Annotated in this window: 19 protein-coding genes, 1 pseudogene and 1 riboswitch; of the genes and pseudogenes, 5 read left to right on the top strand and 15 right to left on the bottom strand. The window is 65.7% G+C overall.

Going from position 1 to position 24,392, the window contains the following annotated elements; all coding sequences use genetic code 11:
* Positions 1-195: 195 nt before the first annotated feature.
* From B8V81_RS01690 to B8V81_RS01680, 3 genes are all read right to left on the bottom strand, one after another.
* Positions 196-1,104 carry a LysR family transcriptional regulator gene (locus tag B8V81_RS01690; protein ID WP_028598837.1) on the bottom strand — a complete coding sequence of 303 codons (909 nt, stop codon included), beginning with the start codon at positions 1,102-1,104 and terminating at the stop codon, positions 196-198.
* Between the two features lie 204 nt (positions 1,105-1,308).
* Positions 1,309-3,378, bottom strand: coding sequence for a catalase (locus B8V81_RS01685; protein ID WP_101807554.1), 2,070 nt, complete (start codon positions 3,376-3,378; stop codon positions 1,309-1,311).
* An 82-nt stretch (positions 3,379-3,460) separates the two neighbouring features.
* On the bottom strand, positions 3,461-5,221 hold the full coding sequence (locus B8V81_RS01680) for a methyl-accepting chemotaxis protein (protein ID WP_084137200.1): 1,761 nt from the start codon (positions 5,219-5,221) through the stop codon (positions 3,461-3,463).
* A 199-nt stretch (positions 5,222-5,420) separates the two neighbouring features.
* Here B8V81_RS01680 and B8V81_RS01675 point away from each other — a divergent pair, with 199 nt between their 5' ends.
* Entirely contained in the window at positions 5,421-6,440 is a 1,020-nt protein-coding gene (locus B8V81_RS01675; protein WP_028598835.1) for an LLM class flavin-dependent oxidoreductase, read from the top strand.
* Positions 6,441-6,642: 202 nt separating this feature from the next.
* Positions 6,643-7,269, top strand: coding sequence for a LuxR C-terminal-related transcriptional regulator (locus B8V81_RS01670; RefSeq protein ID WP_228551761.1), 627 nt, complete (start codon positions 6,643-6,645; stop codon positions 7,267-7,269).
* A gap of 119 nt (positions 7,270-7,388) precedes the next feature.
* On the opposite strand, the gene lepB is transcribed toward B8V81_RS01670, so the two are convergent.
* The 4 genes from lepB to B8V81_RS01650 form a co-directional block, all read right to left on the bottom strand.
* Entirely contained in the window at positions 7,389-7,910 is a 522-nt protein-coding gene (gene lepB, locus B8V81_RS01665) for a signal peptidase I (RefSeq protein ID WP_052333206.1), read from the bottom strand.
* Positions 7,907-8,410 (bottom strand): hypothetical protein, encoded by a 504-nt coding sequence (locus B8V81_RS01660; protein ID WP_043111303.1) that lies wholly within the window; start codon positions 8,408-8,410, stop codon positions 7,907-7,909. Before B8V81_RS01660 ends, lepB begins: the two co-directional genes overlap by 4 nt.
* A 99-nt stretch (positions 8,411-8,509) precedes the next feature.
* Positions 8,510-9,280 carry a hypothetical protein gene (locus B8V81_RS01655; protein ID WP_101807553.1) on the bottom strand — a complete coding sequence of 257 codons (771 nt, stop codon included), beginning with the start codon at positions 9,278-9,280 and terminating at the stop codon, positions 8,510-8,512.
* 80 nt (positions 9,281-9,360) lie between these two features.
* Entirely contained in the window at positions 9,361-9,852 is a 492-nt protein-coding gene (locus tag B8V81_RS01650; protein ID WP_146000437.1) for a hypothetical protein, read from the bottom strand.
* Between the two features lie 411 nt (positions 9,853-10,263).
* On the opposite strand from B8V81_RS01650, the pseudogene B8V81_RS25570 reads away from it, so the two are divergent.
* A pseudogene (locus B8V81_RS25570) lies at positions 10,264-10,758 on the top strand (general stress protein); the annotation flags it as partial.
* A gap of 590 nt (positions 10,759-11,348) precedes the next feature.
* Here the strand turns inward: B8V81_RS25570 and B8V81_RS01640 are convergent.
* The 5 genes from B8V81_RS01640 to B8V81_RS01620 all read right to left on the bottom strand — a co-directional run bounded on the left by B8V81_RS01640 (position 11,349) and on the right by B8V81_RS01620 (position 16,677).
* On the bottom strand, positions 11,349-12,656 hold the full coding sequence (locus B8V81_RS01640; protein WP_101807551.1) for a nucleobase:cation symporter-2 family protein: 1,308 nt from the start codon (positions 12,654-12,656) through the stop codon (positions 11,349-11,351).
* Positions 12,649-13,284: a xanthine phosphoribosyltransferase gene (locus B8V81_RS01635; RefSeq protein WP_101807550.1), complete on the bottom strand. Its 636-nt coding sequence runs from the start codon at positions 13,282-13,284 to the stop codon at positions 12,649-12,651. Before B8V81_RS01635 ends, B8V81_RS01640 begins: the two co-directional genes overlap by 8 nt.
* Before the next feature lie 164 nt (positions 13,285-13,448).
* Positions 13,449-13,552, bottom strand: a riboswitch (purine riboswitch).
* Positions 13,553-13,613: 61 nt separating this feature from the next.
* Entirely contained in the window at positions 13,614-14,183 is a 570-nt protein-coding gene (locus B8V81_RS01630; protein WP_101807549.1) for an MFS transporter, read from the bottom strand.
* On the bottom strand, positions 14,180-15,646 hold the full coding sequence (locus tag B8V81_RS01625; protein ID WP_101807548.1) for an FAD-binding oxidoreductase: 1,467 nt from the start codon (positions 15,644-15,646) through the stop codon (positions 14,180-14,182). The genes B8V81_RS01630 and B8V81_RS01625 overlap by 4 nt, the downstream gene beginning before the upstream one ends.
* Positions 15,643-16,677, bottom strand: coding sequence for an AraC family transcriptional regulator (locus B8V81_RS01620; RefSeq protein WP_101807547.1), 1,035 nt, complete (start codon positions 16,675-16,677; stop codon positions 15,643-15,645). Before B8V81_RS01620 ends, B8V81_RS01625 begins: the two co-directional genes overlap by 4 nt.
* A gap of 120 nt (positions 16,678-16,797) precedes the next feature.
* On the opposite strand from B8V81_RS01620, the gene B8V81_RS01615 reads away from it, so the two are divergent.
* A complete protein-coding gene (locus B8V81_RS01615) occupies positions 16,798-17,379 on the top strand; it encodes an NAD(P)H-dependent oxidoreductase (RefSeq protein ID WP_101807546.1) in 582 nt (193 codons plus the stop codon).
* Between the two features lie 87 nt (positions 17,380-17,466).
* On the opposite strand, the gene B8V81_RS01610 is transcribed toward B8V81_RS01615, so the two are convergent.
* The 3 genes from B8V81_RS01610 to B8V81_RS01595 form a co-directional block, all read right to left on the bottom strand.
* Entirely contained in the window at positions 17,467-21,318 is a 3,852-nt protein-coding gene (locus B8V81_RS01610; RefSeq protein WP_244912706.1) for an InlB B-repeat-containing protein, read from the bottom strand.
* Positions 21,290-22,138 carry a tail fiber protein gene (locus B8V81_RS25490; protein ID WP_127464585.1) on the bottom strand — a complete coding sequence of 283 codons (849 nt, stop codon included), beginning with the start codon at positions 22,136-22,138 and terminating at the stop codon, positions 21,290-21,292. Before B8V81_RS25490 ends, B8V81_RS01610 begins: the two co-directional genes overlap by 29 nt.
* Before the next feature lie 145 nt (positions 22,139-22,283).
* Positions 22,284-22,877, bottom strand: coding sequence for a DNA-3-methyladenine glycosylase (locus tag B8V81_RS01595; protein WP_028600217.1), 594 nt, complete (start codon positions 22,875-22,877; stop codon positions 22,284-22,286).
* Between the two features lie 119 nt (positions 22,878-22,996).
* On the opposite strand from B8V81_RS01595, the gene thrC reads away from it, so the two are divergent.
* Positions 22,997-24,385: a threonine synthase gene (gene thrC, locus B8V81_RS01590; RefSeq protein ID WP_028600216.1), complete on the top strand. Its 1,389-nt coding sequence runs from the start codon at positions 22,997-22,999 to the stop codon at positions 24,383-24,385.
* Positions 24,386-24,392: the final 7 nt, after the last annotated feature.

The following is a 24,392-nucleotide window of genomic DNA, read 5'->3' as shown; positions in this document are numbered from 1 at the left end:
GCCTGGAAACGGCTGGGGGATGGTATTCATTCCCATCCGCGGGAGGGCAAAGGGCCCGGACTTCGGTCGGGGATCGGGCTCCGCCTGCGGATGGAGGCGGACGCGGAAGCATGGGGATCGAGAGCGGACGAACGGCCGCGGGCTTCCTTTTTTTCGCATGCAAAAAAGCCCGGGAGATCGTCCTCCCGGACCTGCTCAGTCCTCCCGCCGCACCGCCCGCTCCAGCTCCTCGACGTAGGCGGCCCCCAGCCGGGAAAGCGCGCGCTGCCGCTGGCTGATCCAGCCGACCTCGATCGTCTCGTCGCATTCCAGCGGCACGGGGATGATCTCGTTGCCGTTGAGGTCCTTGCTCAGCACGCCGGTGGAGATCGTGTAGCCGTTGAGGCCGATGAGCAGGTTGAACAGCGTCGCCCGATCGCTGACGCGGATGCTTTTGGGATGGGACAGCGTGCTGAGGATCTCCTCCGCGAAATGGAACGAGTTGTACTCGCCCTGGTCGAACGACAGGTACGGGTACGGCTCCAGATCCTCGACCGTCACCCTCGCCTTGCGGGCGAGCGGGTTGCGGATGCTGATGAACACATGCGGCTCGGCCGTGAACAAGCTGTGGAACTCCAGGCTGGCCGAGGCGAGCAGCTTCTGGATGACCTGGGCGTTGAACTCGTTGCGGTAGAGGATGCCGATCTCGCTGCGCAGCAGCCGCACGTCCTCGATGATCTCATGCGTCTTGGTCTCGCGCAGCGCCAGATCGTACTCCTCCTGCCCGTATTGCTCGACGAGCCGGACGAACGCGTTCACGGCGAACGCATAGTGCTGGGTCGAGACGGAAAAATGCTGCGGCGCCTGGCGGGCGCTCCGGTAGCGGCTCTCCAGCAGGTCCGCCTGCTCGACGACCTGGCGCGCGTAAGCGAGGAACTCCGTCCCCTCGGTGGACAGCTCGATGCCCTTGTTCGTACGGCGGAAGATCGTGATCTGAAGCTCCTGCTCGAGCTCCTGCACCGCCTTGGACAGGCTCGGCTGCGAGATGAACAGCCGCCGGGCCGCCTCGTTCATCGACCCTCTCGCCGCCACCTCGATGATGTAGCGCAGCTGCTGCAGCGTCATGCTGGCTCGTCCTCCTTGCTCGTTCGGATAGGGCTAGTATAACGGGAGACGGCCGCATCCGTAAACGAACCGGGCTTCGGCGGGCGGGCTGAGCGGCCGGCAAAATGAAAGGCATGACCAAGTCATACCTGGTCATGCCTGCATGAAGGACATGCGCGCGGCGGACCGGATTCGCCGCCGCCCCCGCACCCGTCCGTCCATCCGCTACTGCGCCTGACGCGTCCAGTGGCGATGCTCGGCGACCGCCTGGATGAACGGCTGGCCGAGCCCATCGCCTGCGAGCAGGCCCGGATCGCCGGCCTGCGCCTTGATGCCGGCAAGCGCGAGCAGCCGCTCCGCGTCCTCCGTCCGGGCGAAGCCGATCGCCTTGAAATGCCGGAATGCCTCCTTCAGGAAGTCCGCCAGCTTCGGCTCGGCAGCCAGCGCCTCGACGCTCGCCTTGCCGCCGGCGACGAGCACAGCGTCGAACAGCACCGAGTCGCTCGTCAGGAAGCTGTGGTCCGCCTCGACGTCCGCCCCGCTGCCGCTCTTGATCGGGCCGAGCCGCGTGCTGCAGAACTCCGGCACGATGCCGGCCGCCCTCAGCTCGCGGACGAGCGCGTCCGTCGCCGCGCCGTCGAAGCCTCCCGCGACAAGCACCGCGACCTTGCGGCCCTTCGGCGTCTTGACCGTGTTCATCATGCTGAGCGCCGGCGAAGCGCCGCTCTTGCTTTTGCCCGCTGCGCCGTCCGCCTCCGCCGGAGATGCCGCGCCGATGTTGGCGGCGATGCCCGCCGCCAGCTCGCCGCTCACGTTCGCGAACATGTCGACGACGGCCTGGCGGAGCGCCTTGTCCTTGACATGGCCGAGCTCGAAGCTGAACGCCGAGACGATATGTCCCTTCTCCACGTCCGACATGCTGTTCCAGAACAGCGCCGCCTGGCTGTAATGGTCCTTGAAGCTGTCGCTGCGCTCGCGCGTGACATGGCCCTCGACCTTTTCCTGATGATGCTTGTAGCCGTCCGCGCTCGGATGCGGCGAGCCGCCGGCGATGCCGTTCTTGTGGTACGCGGCCGGGCCGCGGTTGATCGTCATGCGGTGCATGCCGTCGCGCTGGTTGTTGTGCACCGGGCACATCGGTCGGTTGATCGGCAGCTCGTTGAAGTTCGGGCCGCCGAGGCGCGACAGCTGCGTGTCCGTGTAGGAGAACAGCCGCCCCTGCAGCAGCGGGTCGTTGGAGAAGTCGATGCCCTTGACCAGATGGCCCGGGTGGAACGCGATCTGCTCCGTCTCCGCGAAATAGTTGTCCGTATTGCGGTTCAGCGTCAGCTTGCCGATCTTGCGCACCGGAACGAGCTCCTCCGGCCACAGCTTGGTCGGATCGAGGATGTCGAAGCCGAACTTGAACTCGTCCTCCTCCTCCAGCACCTGGATGCCGAATTCCCACTCCGGGCAGCGGCCGGCCTCGATCGAGTCATGCAGGTCGCGGCGGTTGAAGTCGGGATCCTTGCCGCCGAGCTTCTGCACCTCGTCCCACACGAGCGAGTGCGTGCCGAGCAGCGGCTTCCAGTGGAACTTGACGAAGCGCGCCTTGCCCTCGGCGTTGACGAGCCGGAACGTATGCACGCCGAAGCCCTCCATCATCGCGTAGCTGCGCGGCAGCGAGCGGTCGGACATCGCCCACATGACCATATGGGCCGTCTCCGTGTTGTGGACGACGAAGTCCCAGAACGTGTCATGCGCCGACTGCGCCTGCGGAATCTCGTTATGCGGCTCCGGCTTGACGGCGTGGATGAAGTCCGGGAACTTCATCGCGTCCTGGATGAAGAACACCGGCATATTGTTGCCGACGAGGTCGAAATTGCCCTCCTCGGTGTAGAACTTGACGGCGAAGCCGCGCACGTCGCGCACCGTATCGGCCGACCCGCGCGAGCCGGCGACGGTCGAGAAGCGCACGAACACCGGCGTCTGCTTGGACGGGTCCTGCAGGAAGCCCGCCTCCGTCAGCTCCGTCAGCGGCTCGTACGCCTGGAAGTAGCCATGGGCGCCGGCGCCGCGCGCATGCACGATGCGCTCGGGGATGCGCTCATGGTCGAAGTGCGTCATCTTCTCGCGGAAATGGAAGTCCTCCATCAGCGTCGGGCCGCGCACGCCCGCCTTCAGCGAATGCTCGTCCTCCGCTACATGCAGGCCGGTATTGGTCGTCAGCTTCTGCCCGTCGTTGTCGACGGTGAAGTCCTTCAGTCGCTCCGTCTTGGCCGTCTCGTTCGGGTGCCGCTTCGGCTGCTCGCTCATGGAAAAAACGTCCTCCTCCAGATGGGTTGATGTCCTCCCTCCTTAACCGGAGGGGACGGTCCCCAATCAAGAGCGCGAGCTTCTAGGCGGCGTCCGGCGAGGAGCCGCCCGCCGCAGCTCCGTCGCGCCGGCCTGGCGGCGATCCGGCGTTCTCCGCTCTGCGGAAGCCGCTCAGCTCCTGGCGCAGCGCGTCGGACATGTCCCGCAGCTGCTCCGTCGAAGCGGATACTTCCTGCATGACGCCCCGCTGGGCCGCGCACAGCTCCTCGGCGTGAACCGTATGCTTCGCGATCGACGTCGCAAGGCCGAGCAGATCGTCGCTCGAGGCGAGCAGCTCCTCCATCGAGGCCGACAGCTCTTCCGTCGACGCCGACACCTCCTGCGCCTGCTCGGCGACGACCGCGATCGACTCGTTGACGTCATCGAACGCCGCTCCGGTCCGCTCCAGCTCGCGGAAGCCCGCCTTCGTCTCCTCCAGCCCGCGCACCATCGCCTCCGCCGCCTCATCGGCCTGCTGCGCCATGCCGCGCACCGCCGCCGCGATCCGCACCGAGGACGCCGCCGTTTCGTCGGACAGCTTCTTCACCTCCTGGGCGACGACCGCGAAGCCTCGGCCATGCTCGCCCGCGCGCGCCGCTTCGATCGAAGCGTTGAACGACAGCAGCTTCGTCTGCTCGGCCACGGCCGTGATCACATCCGTCACCTGGCCGATCTCCTTCGCTTGCCGCACGAGGCGCTCGGCTACCGCGCCGGCCTGCTCGATCGCCGCTCCGACCGAGTCCATCCGGCGCCGCGCCTCGGCCATGCGCGCCTTGCCCTCCTCGGCCGCCTGCATCGCCCGCTCCGACGACTCCGCCGTCAGCGACGCCGATTCCGCGACGCCGTTCAAGCTCACCGAGCTTTCCTCCAGCGCCGTCCGATTCTCGCCCATGCGCTGCCGCTGGCCTTCGGCCGACTCGGAGATGAGACGCATCGTCTCCACCATCCGCTCCGAATCCTTTTCGGCCGATGACGAGCTCCTCGCCAGCAGCCGCGCCGCCCCTCCGAGCTCGTCCGCATTGTCGCCGATCGTTTCGATGAGACGGGACAGCTTGGCCTTCATCGCGTTGACCGACTCCGCCATCGCGCCCAGCTCCGCGATCCTCGGCCGTTCCATGTCCTCGCCGCCGAGGTTCCCCGAGGCGATGTCGCCCGCGAGCCGCGCCGTCGCCCGCACCGGCCGGACGATGAGGCGCGTCAGCCAGGCCGCGGCGGCAGCGCCGACGAGCAGCGCGGCGGCGGCGACGATCGCCAGCACCAGCCTCGTCCGCTCCACCTGCTCCTGCGACGCGGCGATCGACTCGTCCAGCAGCGACTGCTGGAACGCCTCCAGCTCGGCGGCCTTGTCCGACAGCTGCGCCGACAAGGGAATGCTCTTCTCCACCAGCAGGGCGGTGTAGCCCTCGGTGTCGCCGCGCTGCCGCAGCTTCGTCAGCTCGGCGACGACCTTCCCATATTCGCCTTCCAGACGGTGCAGCTCCGTGACGAGACCCGCCGCCTTCTCCTCCCGCATGTCTGCCTGCAGCCGCTCCATCCCGGCCGCAAAAGCTTTCCGATCCTGATTGTAGGCCGTGTAGTTCTTCTCTTGGCCCGTCAACAGGTAGCCGCGGATGTTCTTGTCCTCGCTTGCCGCGAGATAGCGCAGATTTTGAATAAGGACGATATTCCCGACTCGCTCCTCCATCAATTGCTGGTAAGTCCCTTTGACAGAGCCAACCTGGAACCAGCCGGCGCCTCCGACGACCATCGTCAGGAGCAGCACGCCGGCGAACCCGAGAGACAATACGGTACGAAGCTTCAACATTCTGCCATCCCTCGCTTTGATTACGGATGTAACGATACGAATACATTAGACGAAAATAGGTCTTATCATCTATATAATCGGATTGGATCGGGGAATAAATGAGTCTATGGACCCAGTTCTTGACCGGCGATTAGGCATTCATCCGTTTATTTAGTATTATAGATACAAGAATGTCCATTACGTTCAAGGAGGAACGATCATGACCCCCTCTGACCATACGCCGATTCCCTATTCTCTGCTGGACCTCGCGCCCGTCACCGAAGGCTCGGACGCAGCCGAGTCGTTCCGCCGCACGCTCGAGCTCGCTCAGCTCGCGGACGAGCTCGGCTATACGCGCTACTGGCTCGCCGAGCATCACAACATGCCCGGCGTCTCCAGCTCCGCCACCGCGCTCATCATCGGCCATGTCGCCGGCGGCACGAAGCGCATCCGCGTCGGCTCCGGCGGCGTCATGCTGCCGAACCATGCTCCTCTGGCGATCGCCGAGCAGTTCGGCACGCTCGAATCGCTCTATCCGGGCCGCATCGATCTCGGCCTCGGCCGCGCGCCCGGCTCCGATCAGCCGGCCGCCCGCGCCCTGCGCCGCGGCTTGACTGCCGGCGGGCAGGACTTCCCCGAGCTGCTGAGCGAGCTGCGCGGCTATTTCGACCCGACGCTCGGCACGGCCGCCCCGGGCGTGCGCGCCGTTCCGGGAGAAGGGCTCGACATTCCGATCTGGCTGCTCGGCTCCAGCGGCTTCAGCGCCCAGCTCGCCGGCGAGCTCGGCCTGCCGTTCGCCTTCGCCAGCCATTTCGCGCCCGACTACCTGCTGCCGGCCCTGGCGCTCTACCGCAGCAGCTTCAAGCCGTCGCGCCATCTGGAGCGGCCCTATGCGATGGTCGCCGTGAACGTCATCGCCGCCGACACGGACGAGATCGCCGCGTGGCTCGCGACCTCCCAGCAGCAGCAGTTCCTGAACATTGTCCGCGGCCGCACCGGCAAGCTGCAGCCCCCGGTCGACTCGATGGACGGCCTGCTCTCGCCGCAGGAGCAGGCGATCCTGACCAGCACGCTGCGCTATTCCATCGCCGGCAGCAAGGAGACCGTCAAGCGGCGCCTGCCGGAGATCCAGGAAGAGACCAGGGCGGACGAGTTCATCGTCGCCAGCCAGATCTTCGATCACGCGGCGCGGCTGCATTCTTGCCGCCTGACGGCCGAAGCGTTCCGGGAGCTGGGCTGAGCGGCCGGCTTCCGTTCCTGCTTCCACCCAAAAAGCGAGCCTCTCCGGCTGGAGAGGCTCGCTTTTTTGGCGATGCGGCGTATGGCGTCAACGGAATATTCCCATATTTCGGATTGATCGGATAATGAAGTAACTGTATAATAGCTCATGCCAATTGAAATCCCATAGCGGCATGACCGTTCCGATAGAGAGGGGGATTCAGATGATCGGAGTCATAGTCGTAGACCCTTACCAGCTCGTCCGGCGCGGCATCACGTCTATCCTGTCCGGGGTAGACTCGATTCAGGTTGTCGGCGAAGCCTCGGACCGCAAGGAGGCGCAGTCGCTGATCCACAGCCTGCGCCCGGACATCTGCATCATGAACAACCGCATCAACCAGCAGAGCGGCCTGGAAGTGATCGGACAGCTCCGGCAAGCCGGATCGTCATGCCGGTTCGTCTATCTGACCTCGTCGATGCCGCCAGCGGAGCTGAAGCGCGCGCTCGAGCTCCAGGTCGAGGGCCTCGTCCTCAAGGAGGCGCTTCCCGAGGAGCTGATCCACGCCATCCGCATGATCTCCCGCGGCCGCAAGTATTACGACGTCGAGCTGCTCGAATCGCGGCTGACGGATCAGCCCGCCGACATCACGGCCGGCCTCACGCCCAAGGAGAGCGAGGTGCTGCAGATGCTGAGCGAGGGCTTGTCCAACAAGGAGATCGCCGCGCGGCTGGTCGTGACGGAATACACGGTCAAGAAGCATGTCAGCCAGATCCTCTCCAAGCTTGACCTGCCGGACCGTACCAAGGCGGCGCTCTACTACCATCAGAGCCGGTCGGCGATCGGCAGCTGATGCTTCCTGCATGCAAACGCACAGAGCCGGCGGACATGGGTCCGCCGGCTCTTTTTCCGTTGCCGCTTATCGTACGTCCCCGAAGGCATCCGCGGACGGCTCCGCAGGATCCGTTCCGGTCAGTCCAGCGGACCTGCTATGCCTCCCCAAGGAAGGAGCCTCATCAAGGCATAGCCCTCGATCTCGCTCACCGGCACTTGGCCGAGCTTCGGATTGCGGCTGTCCAGGCTCGCGCCGGGTTCGCGGTTGTCCCCGAGCACGAAGACATGCTCCGGCCGCACCGGCTGCGGAGCCATGTCTTCCGGATCGCCCGTCGAATACAGCTCCGGGAGGGCTTCCTCGTTGACATAGACGATGCCGCCCCGAATCTCGACAATGTCGCCCGGTAGGCCGATGACCCGCTTCACGAGACGATAGCCGAGGCTGCTGCTGGCGATGACGGCGACTTTTCCGTAAGCAGGCTCGCCGATATACCGAGAAAGCTTGTTCACGAGCAGGATGTCCCGGTCGGCCAGAGAGGGCTGCATCGACTCCCCGGAGACGCGGTTCAGCCCTGCGATGCTCGTGATGAGGAAAACGGCGGCCGCCAAGCCCGCGATATAGCGGACCCAGCCCCACAGCTCCTTCTTCAGGCCGCTCATGGCGTCGCGCCGTCTCCAGCGTATACGTCGCCGGACACCGTCGGCGCGGCAGCGGGCATGTCTACGCCGGACAAGGAAGCGAGCGCGGCAGCGGTTGCCGCCTCAAGACGGGAAGCGTACTCCCGCTTCTGCTCCTCGCTGTCGAAGCTGCGGGAGGAGAGCAGCGACTCGGCATAGTCGGCGATTTCCTGGCGCTTGGCTGTCTGCAGCTCCGCAGAGAATCGCTCGAACTCAGCCGCTTGGCGCTCCAGCTCCGAGCGGACCTGGCGCTGCAGCTCCGCTGCTTGCCGAGCGGTCTCGTCCTGGATGGCGCGATCGAGCTCGGAGACGGCGGCATCGGCCTGCAAGCCTGCCCAAGCCATGATCCTGCCCTTCAGATCCACGTCGGCGTAGGCCGCTCCGGCCGTAATCGCCATCGCGGACGCGATCGCCGCCGCTCCGATCGCCATTCTTCGCCACCATCCGTTCGCGGCCCTCGCGCCGCTCCGCTGCTTCCTCATGTCGGTTCCCGCTCCTTCTCTTCAGCCGTAAAGCCATGAAGCGAAGAGCATGACGGGCATCCCCGCCATGCTGCTCCCTTCCTTGCGATTGCGCTCGATTTACTTGATGACTGCCGCCGCATCCAGCGCTGCAAGCGCGGCTTTCGTCTTGGTGTCGGCTTCGGCTTTTACTTTCGCCTGCGCGGCTTCGACCTGCTGCTTCGCATAAGCGCTCAGCTCGGCGCGCAGCTCGGCGATTTTGGCTTCGATATGGGCGCGGATCTCCGCATCGGATGCCGCTGCCTGCTCCTCGATGAGCTTGCTGAGCTTGTCCTGGCGGTCCTTGATCGTCGCCGTCAGGTTGTCCGTGGAGGACTTCTGGTAGGCAGCGACGTCTTTGCCGACTTGCTCTACGCTTGCTTTGGATTGGCTCTCGACCGAGCTTTTCAGATCGATCTCGCCTACGCCCTTGGCGAGGTTTTTCGCCGTGTCGACCGTCGCGTTCACGTCGCTCACGAATTTATCGAAGTCTGCAGGCGCTTTGGAGGACAGGCTGTCCGCCGCCGCGTTGACTTGGTTGATGTAGTCGTTTTTCTGGCTGTTGATGGTTTTCATGGAGCCTTCGGACTGCTGCTTCTGGTACGACACGACGCCGTTTACGGATTCCGTTTTCAGCTGCTTGTACTCGGTGTTGTAGGCGTCCAGCTTCTTGCCGTTCTCGATGAGCGCCTTCACGGCCACTTCGGTCGTTGCCGAGCGGAACTGCTTGTTGTACCAGCTGTTGAATTGGCCTGCGATGTCCACGCCTGCGAATGCCGTTCCCATGCTGGCTACGATTCCCGTTGCGACGACGCCGACTGCGATTTTCGTTTTAAGCATTTTGATAGCCATGATTGATTTATCCCCTTTGAATTGGTTTTGGTTGAGTTATGTAAGGCTTCCCGCATCCGGCTTGCCGCCGGTTCGAGCGCTTATTCCCCTTGCGTCAGCTCCGTCAAAAGCTCGTCCAGGCTGCGCTCCAGCTCGTCATCCGCTTGGGCTCGCGCCGCCGCCGATGCTTCGTTGAATTGCCGCCCGATGCCGCCTTCCGGACCGGTAAGCGCGGCATCCGCTTCGTCGAGCTCGCGGAGATAGCGCTCCAGATGCTCGCTGTAGGTGTCGAAAGCTCTCTGACGGGCCCGCTCAGCGGCCTCTTCGACCTGCTTCCCGTAGGTTGGCTCGGCCTGCTGAGCGAGCAGGTCGGCGGCTTCCCGGAACGACTCGGCGGCTTGGCGCTCCGCCCCCCAGCGCAGCTCGTCCGCTTTCTGGCCGAAAGCTTCCGAATACCATTCCTGCACCGCCGCTTTGATGCCCGCTTGGCCAAAGGCTGTTCCCGAACCGATCGCCGCCGCGAGCGCCAGCGCTGCCGTGCCGGCAGCCAAGCCTCTCCGTTTCATTCCGTTCACCTCGACCTTCCGTCTCAAGAGCTTTCGTCCTGCTGTCTGTACTCAAGTATAGAGGAGCGGCGCGCGCCGAGGCCTCCCCCCCGAGGATACTTTGCGGTGTTCCAGTTCGCCCCAATTTTATCAGTCCGATGGAATACCACAGCGAGACCCGCCTCGTCGAAAGGATGCTACTCTTCCTCCTTGTTCCGTCCATTCCAACCCCAGTGTAGTAGCCCAAAGTGCCGTACAAGGTATCCTTTCGAGCCATACATCACTCGAATGTTGTCGACAGAAGTCGGATTTTGACATTCTTTGGACCTAGATCTGCATCGCCCCGCGCTGGGATGCCTTCCGTTTATCGAATCGGCCGACCGGTTATATAATTTCCACGACAGGAAATGCATGTACGGAAGCAAGCTCGACGACTCCACGAAAGCGAGGTCAATGGACATGAGTAAAAAAATCGTAGGCGTATACGACACGGAGCAGGCGGCGATCGAGGCGATCGAGCTGCTGAAGGAGCGGGGCGTGGATAGCGACGACATCTCGATCCTGGCCCGCGACAAGGGCGATGTCTCGACGATTCAGGAGGAGACGGGCACGATGGCGCCGGAGGGCGTCGCCGCCGGAGCGGCGGGCGGCGGCATGCTGGGCGGCATGACCGGCTTGCTCGTCGGCCTCGGCGCCTTGGCCATCCCGGGCATCGGCCCGATCGTCGCGGCCGGCCCGATTGCGGCCGCGCTTACCGGCGCGGCCGTCGGAGCGGGAGCCGGCGGGCTGGTCGGCGGGCTGATCGGCCTCGGCATTCCGGAGAACGAGGCTTCCCTTTACCATGAATATGTCCAGGACGGCAACATCCTGGTGCTGGTCGAATCGCGCGCCGAGCGCGACCATGAAGTCTATGACTCCCTGCGGAGCACCGGCTCCATCAACGCCCCCTCGTATGAGCGCGACGTGCAGCCTTACGGCCAGTCGGCGGCCGCGACCGAGCTGCCCGGCGATGCCGGGGCGGTGCCGGCAGGCGAAGTCTACCCGGACGGCACGCCGGTGCGGGCCGGCCGCCCCGACGCGTCGACGACGATCGGCTTGGCCGGCGACAGCTACGTCGATACCGATCTGGACCGCGACCGCGACGGCCGGGTGATCGGCAGCGACCGCGATCCGGTGGACGGCAGCTATCGCGCCGCCGACGGCTACGCCGAGCCGGGACGCACGCGGGACAGCCGTTATTATGAAGAGAACGGCGTCCGCCGGGACGGTCCGCCGCTGAATCAGGACCGCGACGGCGACGGCGACGTCACGCTCAAGGAGCGCGCCCAGAACCTGCGCGACAAGGTCGACAACCGGTTTTAACGCCACGCGAGGCGTGGCCGGCAGCCTTCCTTAAGCGGACAGCTCCGCTTCAATAGAGCGAGGGCGGCGCGCCGCAAAAGATGAAGAAAGGCCTCATCCGTTGTTCGGAGAGGCCTTTCTTTATTTTACGGACAGCCATGCGGACGTCCCGGCAAGGAAGCTTCTTCCCTGGCTCGACCCGCTCAAGAAGCTTCGCCGGCCTCCTGGAACGCGGCGGCGGATTCGCGGCGACGCGTCATGACGAGGTTGAGCACGATCGCCGTGACCGAGCCCGTGACGATGCCGCTCTGCAGCAGCATCGACGCCTCCGTCGGCAGCTGCGCGAACATCGACGGCACCGTCGCGGAGCCGAGTCCGACGGCGAGGCTGCAGGCGACGATCATGAGGTTGCCTTCCTTGCGCAGGTCCACCTCGGACAGGATGTTCATGCCCGCCGCGGCGACGGAGCCGAACATGACGATCATCGCGCCGCCGAGCACGGCGTTCGGGATGACGGTCGTCAGCGCCGCCAGCTTCGGCAGCAGGCCGAGCAGCACCATGATGCCTCCCGCGGCGAAGATGACGTTGCGCGTCTTGACCTTGGTCAGCTGGATCAGGCCGACGTTCTGCGAGAACGCCGTATATGGAAAGGCGTTGAGCACGCCGCCGAGCATGATCGCCGCGCCTTCGGAGCGGAGGCCGTTCACGATCTGGCGCTGCTCGACCTTCTGGTCGGTCGCCTTGCCGACGGCGAGATAGACGCCCGTCGACTCGACCATGCTGACGATGTTGACGAGGATCATCGTGCCGATCGCCACGAGGCTGAACTGCGGAGCGCCGAAATAGAACGGCGTCGGCACGTTGACGAACGAAGCCTCGGCCACGCCGCCGAAGTGGACCATGTCCATCGCGTACGCCGCGCCCGTCCCGACCGCGAGGCCGACGAGCACCGCGACGGCCCGCAGGAAGCCGCGCGCGAAGCGGCTGACGATCAGGATGACGACGAGCGTCAGCAGCGCGAGCAGCAGGTTGCGCGGCGCGCCGAAGTCGGCGGCTCCCTGGCCGCCCGCGACGTTGTTCATCGCGACGGGGATGAGCGACAGGCCGATGATCGTTACGACCGAGCCGGTGACGACCGTCGGGAAGAAGCGCAGCAGCTTGCCGTAGAGCGGCGCCGCCAGCACGACGAACAGGCCGGAGACGATGATCGCTCCGTAGACGGCGGCGAGGCTGTATTCGGAGCCGATGACGATCATCGGGCCGACGGCCGTGAACGTGCAGCCGAGCACGACCGGCAGGCGGCTGCCGAACCAGCGCGAGCCGATGACCTGCAGCAGCGTCGCCAGGCCGCAGGTGAACAGGTCGGCGGCGATCAGATAGGCGATCTGCTTCTCGGTCAGGCCGAGCGCGCCGCCGATGATGAGCGGCACGACGACGGCGCCGGCGTACATCGCCAGCACATGCTGCAGGCCGAGCGCGGCGACCTTGCCGGGAGCGAGCGGCTTAGACATGCGAGCCTCCGCTCGGGCCGCCGGCAGCCGCGGACGCGGCGGATGCCGCCTCCGCCTCGCGCACGTAGGTCACTTCGCCCGGGCGCATGGACGCGATCCGCGCCAGCGAATGCACCTCGACGCCGAGCGCCTCCAGCAGCCCGCGGCCTTCCTGGAAGCTCTTCTCGATGACGCAGCCGACGCCGCGCAGCTCGGCGCCCGACTGCTTCACGATGTCGACGAGGCCGACCAGCGCCGCGCCCGTCGCCAGGAAGTCGTCCACGATGAGGACGCGGTCCTGCGGCGTCAGGTACGATTGCGAGATGCTCACCTGATACGTCTCCCCGCGGGTGAACGACACGACCTCGGACGTGAACAGGTTCTCCGTCAGGGTGACGGCTTTCTTTTTCTTGGCATAGAGGAAAGGCACGTCCAGCGCGATGCCCGCGGCCATCGCGAACTGGATGCCGCTCGCCTCGATCGTCAGCACCTTGGTGATGCCGCGTCCCGCGAAGATGCGGGCGAATTCCTGCCCGATCTCCAGCGCCAGCCTCGTGTCGACCTGGTGGTTCAGGAACGAGTCCACCTTCAGCACCTTGTCGGAGAGGATCAGCCCTTCCTGGCGGATCCTTTGCTCCAGCTTTTCCATTGTCCGTCGCCCCTCTTCTCCTCGATTCCCTTCATCCGGCAAAACAAAAGACAGATCTCCCCTGGGCGCGCTGCTCCAAGTGAGATCTGTCTGCGATGACAAGTCCTGTCGGCGCCTGCGCGAAGCGGTCCGGCGGACCTGATTCCAGGTCCGGGCCGGCCGCCCGCGCGGGCGCTCCCACTCATAGTCAGACGATTGCGATGGTCGTCCGGTAGAAACTTATGGGCCATATCCCCATGATTATACGAGCTTGTATTCAGTTATCTTTAACGTATCCTACACAATCCGACAAGGGCTGGCAAGCCCCAATATCCGACATCGCCGAGCCCCTAGCCCGCCTGTCCTTCCTCGCCCCGCTCGTCCACCCGCAGCAGCAGCAGGCCGCTGGCCAGCAGCAGCGCCGAGCCCGCATAGAACATCAGGTCGAGCGTGAAGTAGTCGATCAGGAAGCCGCCCGCGATGACCGCTATCCCCGAAAACAAGGCGATGCCGGTCTGATAGCGGCCGATCTTCTCGCCCCGGCCGGGCTCCCCGTCGGTCAGGTCGGCGAGCAGCGCCTTCTCGCAGGTGCGCTGCATCGCGCCGAACGCGCCCATGGCGATCTGCAGGGCGTACACCTGGGCGATGCTCGTCGCGAGCGGGAACAGCAGGAACAAGCCGGCCATGCCCCATGAGCCGGCAAGCAGCAGCGGCGTGCGTCCGAACCGGTCGGACGAGCGCCCGAACCAGCCGTTCAGAAACGCCGAGCAGATCGTGAACAAGCCGTAGGCGATGCCGTATTCCGCGAAGCCGCCCCCGATCTCCTTGATCTGGATCAAGTAGAACGGAAAGACGATGCCCGATCCGAGCGTCATCGCGTTCTGCGACAGCATGACCCAGCGCAGCGCGCTCCGCTTCATCGGCCCTCTCCCCCTTCTTCGCTTAGATAGGTATCGTACCAGTCGTTCCAGAACAGGCTGCCCGGATCGTACCGCCGCTTGACGGCCGCAAGCTCCTCCCAGCCCGGATAGCTCCGGCGGAACTGCTCCAGGCTGGCATAGGGCTGATACGTCAGGTAATACGCGCCTCCGAGCGACTGGGCCAGTCCGATCATCCGCTGCGTCAGCCGCTCCAGCCGCGCGAGCCGGGCCTCGCTCCGCTTCTCGTTGATCAGCAGCACGAGCGCCGCCCGATCCTGCGTCGAATACGAGAGCGTCGACTCGCCGTTCCGCGGCATGTAGCGGACGGTGATGTTGACGACGTTCAGCGGCTCCTCCCGCAGCAGCTCCCGCAGGCCGTCGACGAACGCTTCATATCGGCCGAGCGGAACGAAGTATTCCTGCAGCAGGTCGCTATGCTGCGCATCCCGGTACTCCAGGAAGTCGCTCTCCGGACGCATCGCGTTGTTGCGCGTCACGAGCTCGCCTTGCTCCGAGCGGAACAGCCGCTCCTGGAAGCTCCAGCTCAGGCTCTTGCCCCAGCCGTACTTCCGCTGCAGGCCGAACACGAAGCGCGTCAGCTCGACCGCCCGGTCCTGCTTGAGCTCCCGGTCCGCGCTCTCCAGGGGGAGGCCGGTCCGCCGGTATTCCGTCATGTACATCCGTTCGAGAAAATGCTCCGGCGCCGTCGACAGCCGCGCGATCAGCAGTCCCGTATCCGGCGACCGGGCCGCCTCCCCGAACCGCTGCGGGAACTCGCGGTACGACAGCACCGACGTATGCGTCTCGTACACCTCGTCCGCGGTCAGCCCCAGCGTCGCCTCGAGGATGACGCCGAGCCCTCCGAAGCCCCCGATCGCCGCGCGGAACAGCTCGGGCCGCTCCTCCCGGCTCGCCGTCACCACGCTGCCGTCCGCCAGCATCACGCGGATGGAGCGGACGGCGGCGATGAGCGGGCCTTCCGACGGATCGCGGCCGTGGATGTCGGCGCTCAGCGAGCCTCCGATCGTGAACATGTTCTGCGACTGCATGACGCGCACCGACAGGCCGAGCGGGTTGACCGCTTCCTGGATGTCGGCCCACGTCGCGCCGGCCTGCGCGGTAAGGGTCCTCGCCTGCTCGTCGACCGCGAGGATGCGGTCGTACCGCTTCATGTCGAGCACGACCGCTCCTTCATAAAAGGTCTGTCCGCCCATGCTGTGGCGCGTGCCGGCGATGCTGACCTTGCGGCCCTCCGCCGCCGCCTCCCGGATGGCCCGGCGGGCGTCCTCCACGCTGCGGACCTCCACCGTCCGGTCTACGCGCGCGCGGACGACGCGCCCGACATCGGTCGCCTCCTCGCCGCGAGGAAGGGCTGACCTCGCCTGCAGCGACAGCGCCAGCAGCAGCGCGTAGACCGCGCAGGCGGCCAGCGCGAGCCTGCGCCTGCCGCGCCCGCTCCTCATCCGCCGGCTTGCCCGGCTTCAGCCGCGAGGCCGTGCCGGTACTGGCCCGGCGTCATGCCGGTCCAGCGCTTGAACGCCCCGTGAAAAGCGCTCGGCTCCGAGAAGTGGAGCAGATAGGCGACCTCCGCCACGCTCAGCTCCTGCTTCGCCAAGTAGCGGACCGCCAGCTTGCGCCGCATCTCCGCGGCGACGCCGGCGAACGTCGCTCCCTCGCGCTGCAGCTTGGCCTGCAGGGTGCGCGCGCTCATGCCGAGCGACCGCGCGGCCGCAGCCAGCGTAGGAGGCGCGGCTCCGGTCCGCTCCAGCAGATAGCGCGAGAGCTCGTTCGTCATCTCCTGGCCTTTTGCGAGCGAGTCCAGCATCCGGTCGGCCAGCGCCTGGAACTCCTGCCGCAGCCTCTCGTCCCGCGCCAGCACGGGCCAGTCCAGCACTTCGGCCGGCAGCCGGATCGCGTCTTGCGCCGCTTCGAACTCCGGATCCAGCCCGAACACATCCCGGTACCGTTCCGGATCCGCCGCCGGCGCATGCCGGAACGACACGCCGGCCAGCTCGACCGGGCGGCCGACGAGCCGCAGCAGCGAGCGGCAGAGCGAGGCGACCATATCCTCCGTACAGTGGCGGGATGCCTCCAGCGCAGGGTTGTTCAGACGGAAGCGCAGCTCCGCCAGGCCGTTCTCCGCAGGCGCAGCTTTCAGCTCATAGCCGCTGCAGATCATTTCATGGTACTTGTTCATCGCCTGCACCGCTTCGCCGGCCGTCGCGCAGTGCTGCACGACGTAGCCCGCCACGCCCAGATCGGCCAGCTCCATCTCCGCCCCTTGATGAAGCCCGAACAGCGGGTCTCCGGCGAAGCGCGCCGCCTCGTCCATGAGGCGGGCCATTTCTTCGTGCGCGATCCGGGCATCGCCTCGCCGCAGCAGCTCGGGATCCAGTCCCGCTTCCCGGCAGAAGCGCCCGGTATCGAGCCCGCGAGCGGCCATGCCGCGCACCGATGCCGCCAGCAGCGCCACCGTCATTCCGTTTTCCCTCATGCGATCCCTCCTGTGCACGTTCCGTCACTACCCTCGCGCCTTCGCTCACTGCGCGGCGCGTTACGGCCAGTTTATCATAGAATCAATCCCATCCATCCGAAAGAAAAAGGAGACCTGCCCATGTCCCGCCGCATCGCCGTCATCATCGGCCATCCTGATTCACAAAGCCTCTGCCACGCGCTGGCCGCCGCCTATATCCGCGGAGCCGAAGCGTCCGGCGCGCAGGTGAGCGTGCTCGACCTCGCTTCGCTGGCGTTCGAGCCGAGCCTCCGCTACGGCTACCGCAAGCGCACCGAGCTGGAGCCCGATCTGCTGCATGCCCAGCAGACGCTGCTGAAGGCCGACCATACGGTCTGGATCTTCCCCATCTGGTGGGCTTCCATGCCTGCCGTGCTCAAGGGCTTTCTCGACCGCGCGCTGCTGCCCGGCTTCGCCTTCCGCTACGACGACAGCAAGCCGGTGCCGGTGAAGCTGCTGGGCGGCAGGAGCGGACGGATCATCGCCACGATGGACTCTCCGACTTGGTATTACCGAACCCTACTTCGGGATGCCGGCATTACCGTCATGAAAAAAGGCGTGCTGGAGTTCTGCGGCATCCGCCCGGTCGGCGTCACCCGCTTCGGCTCGATCCGCGGCTCAAGCGACGAGCGGCGAGCGAAAATGCTGGCCCAGGCCGAGCAGCTCGGGCGGGCGCAGAAGTGATGCCCCGCAGCGGCTGATCCTGGCTGCCCTGAAGGCAAAAAGCGTCCAGCCCCGCATGTCGATGCGGGGCTGGACGCTTTTTTTCTTTTATCCGGCGAAGCCGAGCCGATCCAGCAAGCGCAGGATCAGCACCGCCGCTTGCGCGCGGTCGGCCTTGCCTTGCGGATCCAGCTCGGCGCTGCCGGTGCCGGACATCAGGCCGAGCTGCGCGAGCGCGGAAACCGGCTCCTGCGCCCAGCTCGAGACAGCGGCGGCATCGCGGTAAGCGGACAGCGCCGCAGCATCTGCCGCTGCCGGCTGGCCCGCATAGGCCAGCGCCTTGGCGACCATGACCGCCATCTGCTCCCGCGTGACGAGCGCCTGCGGAGCGAAGCTCTCGGCGGAGACGCCGTTCACGAGGCCGGCACGCACGGCAGAGGCGAGATCGCCCGCATACCAGGCTTGGTCCGGCACATCGCCGAAGCCGGAGCGCTCCGCCGGCTCGGCCAGGCCGAGCGCGCGAGCCAGCATCGCCGCGAACTCCGCGCGCGTGACCGCCTGGTTCGGCGCGAATCGGCCTTCCCCGACTCCGCTCGCGATGCCGAGGCGGGCCAGGCGGTTCAGATCGGCCTGCGCCCAGTGGCCCGCCAGATCCTTGAACGCCGCATCGGACCGGATCAGCCCATAGACGCTGTCATGCGGCGACAGCAGCGTGATCCGTCCGTTCTCGTTTCGCAGCGGGATGAACCGCAGCTGTCCGGTGCGCTCATCCAAATAGAAGGCGGACCAGCCGCGTTCCGTCGAAGGCGGCACGAGCGTCCGCTCGATATACGTTCCGGCATGGTCGCCGGCGCTCTTGCCGTCGATCCGCAGCGAGAACTCCGCCATCGGACCGAGGCTGCGGCCGGACGCGCCTGCTGCGCGAGCCGCCTGAGCGGCCGCTTCCGACGAAGGAACGCCGATCACGACCGTTACGACAGCCTCGCTGCTCAGCCCGGCAAGACGGGAGACCGGCAGCCTGTAGCTCGCCGCGCCTTTCTCGACGATGAGCTCGACAGCCGCGCCGGCCGTCAGCTTCTGCAGCGCTCCGGCCGGGAAGACCAGCTCGGCAAGCTCGCTCGTCGCCTCGAGGCGCAGCGTCAGGCTCCTTCCCTCAGCGGCGGCCATCCAGGCCGCGAGCTGCTCCGAGCTGACAAGGAAGCGGGTCGATTGCCGTCCGTCCGTCAGCCGTACGTCCTGTTTCTCCATTGCCGCCGGCTGGCCGTTCACCATGAGAACCGCGTCCGCGCCGGGAGTCGGAGCTGGCGTCGAGCTCGGGCTCGCCGTTACCGGCGTTGGCGTCGGCGTCGGGCTCGGCGTCGGTGTTGGCGTCGGAGCTGGCGTCGGTGTTGGCGATGGCTCCGGCGTTGGAACGGCCGCCCACTTCGCATGCAGCTCCAGCGGGCCCGTCACCGCCGCATTAAAATCATACGCCTGCTTCAGCTCCGCGTCCGTGTACCAGCCGCCGAACGTGTAGCCCGTTCGCATCGGATCGCTTGGCTTAACGACCTTGCCCCCGTGATCCACTTCCAGCGCCGGAACCGCGCTGCCTCCATGGCTGTCGAAGCTCACCGCGTACTGGTTCAGCGTCCACTTCGCATGCAGCTCCAGCGCACTCGTTACTGCGGCGTTGAAGTCATACGCTTGCTTCAGTTCCGCGTCCGTGTACCAACCCCCGAACGTGTAGCCCGTTCGCGTCGGGTCGCTTGGCTTCGCGGCTTTCGCGCCGTGATCCACGTCCAGCGTCGGAACCGCGCTGCCTCCGTGGCTGTCGAAGCTCACCGCGTACTGGTTCAGCGTCCACTTCGCATGCAACTCCAGCGGGCCCGTCACCGCCGCATTAAAATCATACGCCTGCTTCAGCTCTGCGTCCATGTACCAGCCCCCGAACGTGTAGCCCGTCCGTGTCGGATCGGTCGGCTTCACAGCTTTCGATCCGTGATCGACGTCGAGCTTCGCGACCGAGCTGCCTCCGTGGCTATCGAAGCTCACCGCGTACTGGTTCAGCGTCCACTTCGCATGCAGCTCCAGCGGGCCCGTCACCGCCGCATTAAAATCATACGCCTGCTTCAGCTCTGCGTCCGTGTACCAGCCCCCGAACGTGTAGCCCGTTCGCGTCGGGTCGCTTGGCTTGCCGACCTTGCCGCCGTGATCCACGTCCAGCGCCGGAACCGCGCTGCCTCCGTGGCTGTCGAAGCTCACCGCATACTGGTTCAGCGTCCACCTCGCATGCAACTGAAGCTCACCCGTCACCTCGGCGTCAAAATCATACGCCTGCTTCAGCTCCGCGTCCGTGTACCAGCCCCCGAACGTGTAGCCCGTTCGCGTCGGATCGCTCGGCTTGCCGACCTTGCCGCCGTGATCCACGTCCAGCGCCGGAACCGCGCTGCCTCCGTGGCTGTCGAAGCTCACCGCGTACTGGTTCAGCGTCCACTTCGCATGCAGCTCCAGCGCACCTGTCACCTCGGCGTCAAAATCATACGCCTGCTTCAGTTCCGCCTCCGTGTACCAGCCTCCGAACGTGTAACCCGTTCGCGTCGGATCGCTCGGCTTGCCGACCTTGCCGCCATGATCCACATCCAGCGCCGGAACCGCGCTGCCTCCGTGGCTGTCGAAGCTCACCGCATACTGGTTCAGCGTCCACTTCGCATGCAGCTCCAGCGGGCCCGTCACCGCCGCATTAAAATCATACACCTGCTTCAGCTCTGCGTCCGTGTACCAGCCGCCGAACGTGTAGCCCGTCCGCGTCGGATCGCTCGGCTTGCCGACCTTGCCGCCGTGATCCACGTCCAGCGCCGGAATCGCGCTGCCTCCGTGGCTGTCGAAGCTCACCGCATACTGGTTCAGCGTCCACCTCGCATGCAACTGAAGCTCACCCGTCACCTCGGCGTCAAAATCATACGCCTGCTTCAGCTCCGCGTCCGTATACCAGCCGCCGAACGTGTAGCCCGTTCGCGTCGGATCGCTCGGCTTGCCGACCTTGCCGCCGTGGTCCACGTCCAGCGCCGGAACCGCGCTGCCTCCATGGCTGTCGAAGCTCACCGCATACTGATTCAGCGTCCACTTCGCATGCAGCTCCAGCGGGCCCGTCACCGCCGCATTAAAATCATACGCCTGCTTCAGCTCTGCGTCCGTGTACCAGCCCCCGAACGTATAGCCCGTCCGCGTAGGGTCGCTCGGCTTCACGGCTTTCCCTCCGGCCGGCACCGTCTGCGATGCGACCGTACTGCCTCCATGGCTGTCGAAAGCCACGACCGCGCTTGTTTCGATGCGGAAGGTGATCGTCGCCGCGTTGCCGACCGCGTCGGTCACGACGAGCGTATACGTCCCATCTGCCGACACCGGCTGGCCGCTCGTCCAGAGCGCCCCGTTGAGCGTCGCCGTGCCTTCCGTGAACACCGGCGTCACCGGGACGTTGTAGGAGCCCCCATCCTTCACGCCTGTCACGATTGGAGGCGTCATGTCGATGCTGAAGGTGAGCCTGGTCTGCGACGTTCCATGCAGCGAACGCACATCCAGCACATGGGAGCCTTCGCCCGACTCCACATGGCCGTTCGGAATCTGCCGGCCGTCTAGCGTCGCCGTACCGCTGTCGAACGCAATCGTCACGGGCCGGCTGTACGAGGCGCCGTTCGTCACGCCGGTCACGACCGGCGCCGGCTCCGCACTTACGTTCAGCTGGACGAGCGCATCCGTGCTGCTGCCTTCCGAGTTGGAGGCGCGGTAAAGGAATGAGTCCCCTCCGACAAAGCCCATCCTCGGCTGATAGATGAAGGTTCCGTCGGGGCGCAGCGTCAGCGTTCCGTTCGATGGAGGCTTGCTCACCGCCGCCCGGTTGGCTCCGCTGTCATTGGCGAGCACGCTGACGCTGGACGCAAAGGCCGGCGCCGCTCTAAAGCTGAAGCTGTCTCCTGCCGCCAGCGGCGCGGAGCCCCCCCTCGCGAACCGGATAAATGCCCGTCTCCGCCAGGTAAGCCGGAAACGGCAGCTTGCCTCTCAGGTCAGGAAGCTGGAAGATCCGGATGCCGTCGCCTCCGAAGCGGGCGTACAGCACGGAAAAGAGCGCCTCGTTTTCCGATATCTGAATTGTCTGCCCGACGGCCTGCGGCCATCTGGCAGCGCCGGCATGCATCGACACCATGCCCATGTAGGCTAACTCCTGCGGATACGTAGAAACTTGCGGGTCGGGAAAGCCGCCCTTGTGAGCGACCAGCACCTTCACTCCATCGACATCCGCCACATTCGGAAGAGCGAACGTCGAGCTGCCGTCCCCTCCGTAGGTCGTGCCGACAAGCGAGTACAGGGCGGAGTGCTCGCGTATGGCCAGCGTGCCGCCATTGGCGCTGAGAAAGCCCCCCGGGGCGAAGCTGCCGGCGAATAGAACGGCCTCGCCGATGTTCACTCCGATCTGACCCGGCATATCCGCCGTTTCATCGCGATTGGGGAAAGCGCCTCTCACGGCGATATAATAACCCACTCCGCCCATCGGATCCTCGTCCCGAAGATCCGGGAGCGCGAATGTCGATTTCCCGTCGCCTCCATAATTAGTCCCCAGCAAGCTGAACAAAGCGGTATTCGACTGTATGCTCAACAGCCGGCCATCGCAATACGTCCAGCCTCGCGGCGCGAAATCAGTCGCGAACAGCGCGACCTGCCCGAGCATCGGCTCGATTCCAGAAGCGGCATTGGCCTTTGGCGGCGCAGGCAGCAGCCCGCCCCCCAGCGCGATCAATACGGCCATCGCCAGGACAAGCGTTCGGCGCAGGAGCGCCGGCATCGGCAACAATATCACAATCAGATTCCCCCATGGATCATAATGAATGCTTTCTCTACTCTACTACAGCATTCATTCCAAAAAAATGCAATTTCTAGTTTTGCCAAACGCGCTATCGCGGCCGCGACACATTCCGGTTACCCGCCTCGCGGAAGCGCCACGGATAGTCCCGCGCCTCGCCGCTATTGCCGATGCCGACCCGCGGGCCGGCCACGATCTCTCCCGGCTCGCGCCCGGCCGCGACGAACAGCGGCCGCACCCACATCGCATGGCCGTAATCGGCCATCGTAATGCCGAGCGCCCGCGACAGCTTGCCCGGTCCGCTGGCCAGCTCATGCGGCCGGAGGCCGAGGCCGCGCCTGCGCGCCATCAGCTCCAGCCCCTCGCACGGCTCCAGCGCCCGGATGAGCACGCCTTGCGGACATCCCGCCTGCTCGCTGACGATGTTGAGCAGGCAATGCGTGTGCATCACATGCGCATAAGCATGTCCCGGCTCGCCGAACATGACCTCCGTGCGCTTCGTACGGCGGCCGCCGTAGCTGTGCGCCGCCCGGTCGTCCGGGCCGCAATAGGCTTCCGTCTCGACGATCCAGCCGGCCGCCCTCCCCTCCGGCGTCTCCTTGACGAGCGCCATGCCGATGAGCGCCCGCGCCAGCGCAAGCGTCGGCCGGCGGAAAAAGTCCTGATCGACCGGCATCCATTCCATGCGCGTCCTCTCCTTCTCCGATCTGCCATGAATCTGCCTTTATTTTACCCGCGAGGGGTGGGTAAGAGGGGGCTTTTCTGATACAATAACGAAAAATTCACTCAGAGTAGGGGATCGATATGGAGTACATCAGCACGAGAGGGAAAGTGTCCGGGGTCGGCTTCGTCGACGCCATCCTGATGGGACTGGCCGACGACGGCGGCCTGCTGGTGCCGGCCCGCCTGCCGCAGCTGTCCGAGGCTGCGCTCAAGCAGTGGCAGGAGCTTCGCTACCAAGAGCTCGCCCTTGAGATCTTCTCCCTGTTCATCGGGGACGAAATTCCGCGCGCGGAGCTCAAGCAGCTCGTGGACGACAGCTACGCCACGTTCCGCGACGAGGACGTGACGCCGGTGCGCGGGCTGCGGGACGGCCTGGACGTGCTGGAGCTGTTCCACGGCCCGACGTTCGCGTTCAAGGACGTGGCGCTGCAGTTCCTCGGCAACCTGTACCGCTACGTCGCGGCCAAGACCGGCTCGACGATCCATATCCTCGGCGCGACGTCCGGCGACACCGGCGCCTCGGCGATCGAGGGCGTGCGCGGCAAGGAAGGCATCTCCATCTGCATCCTCCATCCGCACGGCAAGGTCAGCCGGGTGCAGGAGCTGCAGATGACGACGATCGACGACGCCAACGTGCTCAACCTGGCGATCGACGGCACGTTCGACGACGGCCAGCGCATCATCAAGGAGCTGTTCGCCGACGTGGACTTCAAGCACCGCTACCACCTGCGCGCGATCAACTCCATCAACATCGCCCGCATCCTCGCGCAGACGGTCTACTACTTCTACGCCTACCTGCAGCTGGCGAAGCGCGGACATGCCGGCCCGGTCAGCTTCAGCGTGCCGACGGGCAACTTCGGCGACATCTTCGCCGGCTACCTCGCCAAGCGCATGGGCCTGCCGGTCGACCGCCTCATCCTCGCGACCAACGAGAACAACATCCTCGCCCGCTTCGTCGCCGAGGGCGTGTATCAGCCGGGCGAGTTCCGCGGCACGCACAGCCCGTCGATGGACATCCAGGTCGCGAGCAACTTCGAGCGCTACCTGTTCTATCTCTATGGCGAGGACGCCGCGAGCGTCGCCGGGCTGATGGAGCAGTTCAAGCAGCAAGGCTCCCTTTCGATTCCGGCCGACAAGCTCGCCGCCGTGCAGGCGGATTTCTCCGCCCATGCGGTCGGCAACGAGGAATGCCTCGACACGATCGCCCGCTACCATCGCGACACCGGCTATCTGCTCGATCCGCATACGGCCTGCGGCGTCGCAGCCGCCGACCGCATCGCTCCGGCGAGCCCGGTCGTCGCGCTGGCGACGGCGCATCCGGCCAAGTTCGACGAGTCGATCCGGCTGGTCGGCATCGAGCAGACGTACCCGCCGCAGATCGCGGAGCTGTTCGAGCGCCCGACGTATGTCGAGCTGTCGCCGGCGGACGCGGACGCGATCGCGGACCGGCTGAAGACCTTCTTTGAGTAAGCGTGAG

The organism is Paenibacillus pasadenensis (assembly GCF_002864175.1).
GTDB classification, from domain to species: domain Bacteria; phylum Bacillota; class Bacilli; order Paenibacillales; family Paenibacillaceae; genus Paenibacillus_O; species Paenibacillus_O pasadenensis.
Note: the sequence above shows the minus strand (reverse complement) of the source record. Positions and strands in the feature narration are given on the sequence as shown.

What these genes read in the sequence shown, in the direction of transcription:
- B8V81_RS01655 (WP_101807553.1), bottom strand. Translation starts at nt 9,280, where the DNA reads ATGGCTATCAAAATGCTTAAAACGAAAATCGCAGTCGGCGTCGTCGCA.
- B8V81_RS01635 (WP_101807550.1), bottom strand. Translation starts at nt 13,284, where the DNA reads ATGGAAAAGCTGGAGCAAAGGATCCGCCAGGAAGGGCTGATCCTCTCC.
- B8V81_RS01660 (WP_043111303.1), bottom strand. Translation starts at nt 8,410, where the DNA reads ATGAGGAAGCAGCGGAGCGGCGCGAGGGCCGCGAACGGATGGTGGCGA.
- B8V81_RS01680 (WP_084137200.1), bottom strand. Translation starts at nt 5,221, where the DNA reads ATGTTGAAGCTTCGTACCGTATTGTCTCTCGGGTTCGCCGGCGTGCTG.
- B8V81_RS01625 (WP_101807548.1), bottom strand. Translation starts at nt 15,646, where the DNA reads ATGAGGAGCGGGCGCGGCAGGCGCAGGCTCGCGCTGGCCGCCTGCGCG.
- B8V81_RS01630 (WP_101807549.1), bottom strand. Translation starts at nt 14,183, where the DNA reads ATGAAGCGGAGCGCGCTGCGCTGGGTCATGCTGTCGCAGAACGCGATG.
- B8V81_RS25490 (WP_127464585.1), bottom strand. Translation starts at nt 22,138, where the DNA reads ATGGCCGTATTGATCGCGCTGGGGGGCGGGCTGCTGCCTGCGCCGCCA.
- B8V81_RS01670 (WP_228551761.1), top strand. Translation starts at nt 6,643, where the DNA reads ATGATCGGAGTCATAGTCGTAGACCCTTACCAGCTCGTCCGGCGCGGC.
- lepB (WP_052333206.1), bottom strand. Translation starts at nt 7,910, where the DNA reads ATGAGCGGCCTGAAGAAGGAGCTGTGGGGCTGGGTCCGCTATATCGCG.
- B8V81_RS01640 (WP_101807551.1), bottom strand. Translation starts at nt 12,656, where the DNA reads ATGTCTAAGCCGCTCGCTCCCGGCAAGGTCGCCGCGCTCGGCCTGCAG.
- B8V81_RS01620 (WP_101807547.1), bottom strand. Translation starts at nt 16,677, where the DNA reads ATGAGGGAAAACGGAATGACGGTGGCGCTGCTGGCGGCATCGGTGCGC.
- thrC (WP_028600216.1), top strand. Translation starts at nt 22,997, where the DNA reads ATGGAGTACATCAGCACGAGAGGGAAAGTGTCCGGGGTCGGCTTCGTC.
- B8V81_RS01595 (WP_028600217.1), bottom strand. Translation starts at nt 22,877, where the DNA reads ATGGAATGGATGCCGGTCGATCAGGACTTTTTCCGCCGGCCGACGCTT.
- B8V81_RS01675 (WP_028598835.1), top strand. Translation starts at nt 5,421, where the DNA reads ATGACCCCCTCTGACCATACGCCGATTCCCTATTCTCTGCTGGACCTC.
- B8V81_RS01690 (WP_028598837.1), bottom strand. Translation starts at nt 1,104, where the DNA reads ATGACGCTGCAGCAGCTGCGCTACATCATCGAGGTGGCGGCGAGAGGG.
- B8V81_RS01615 (WP_101807546.1), top strand. Translation starts at nt 16,798, where the DNA reads ATGTCCCGCCGCATCGCCGTCATCATCGGCCATCCTGATTCACAAAGC.
- B8V81_RS01685 (WP_101807554.1), bottom strand. Translation starts at nt 3,378, where the DNA reads ATGAGCGAGCAGCCGAAGCGGCACCCGAACGAGACGGCCAAGACGGAG.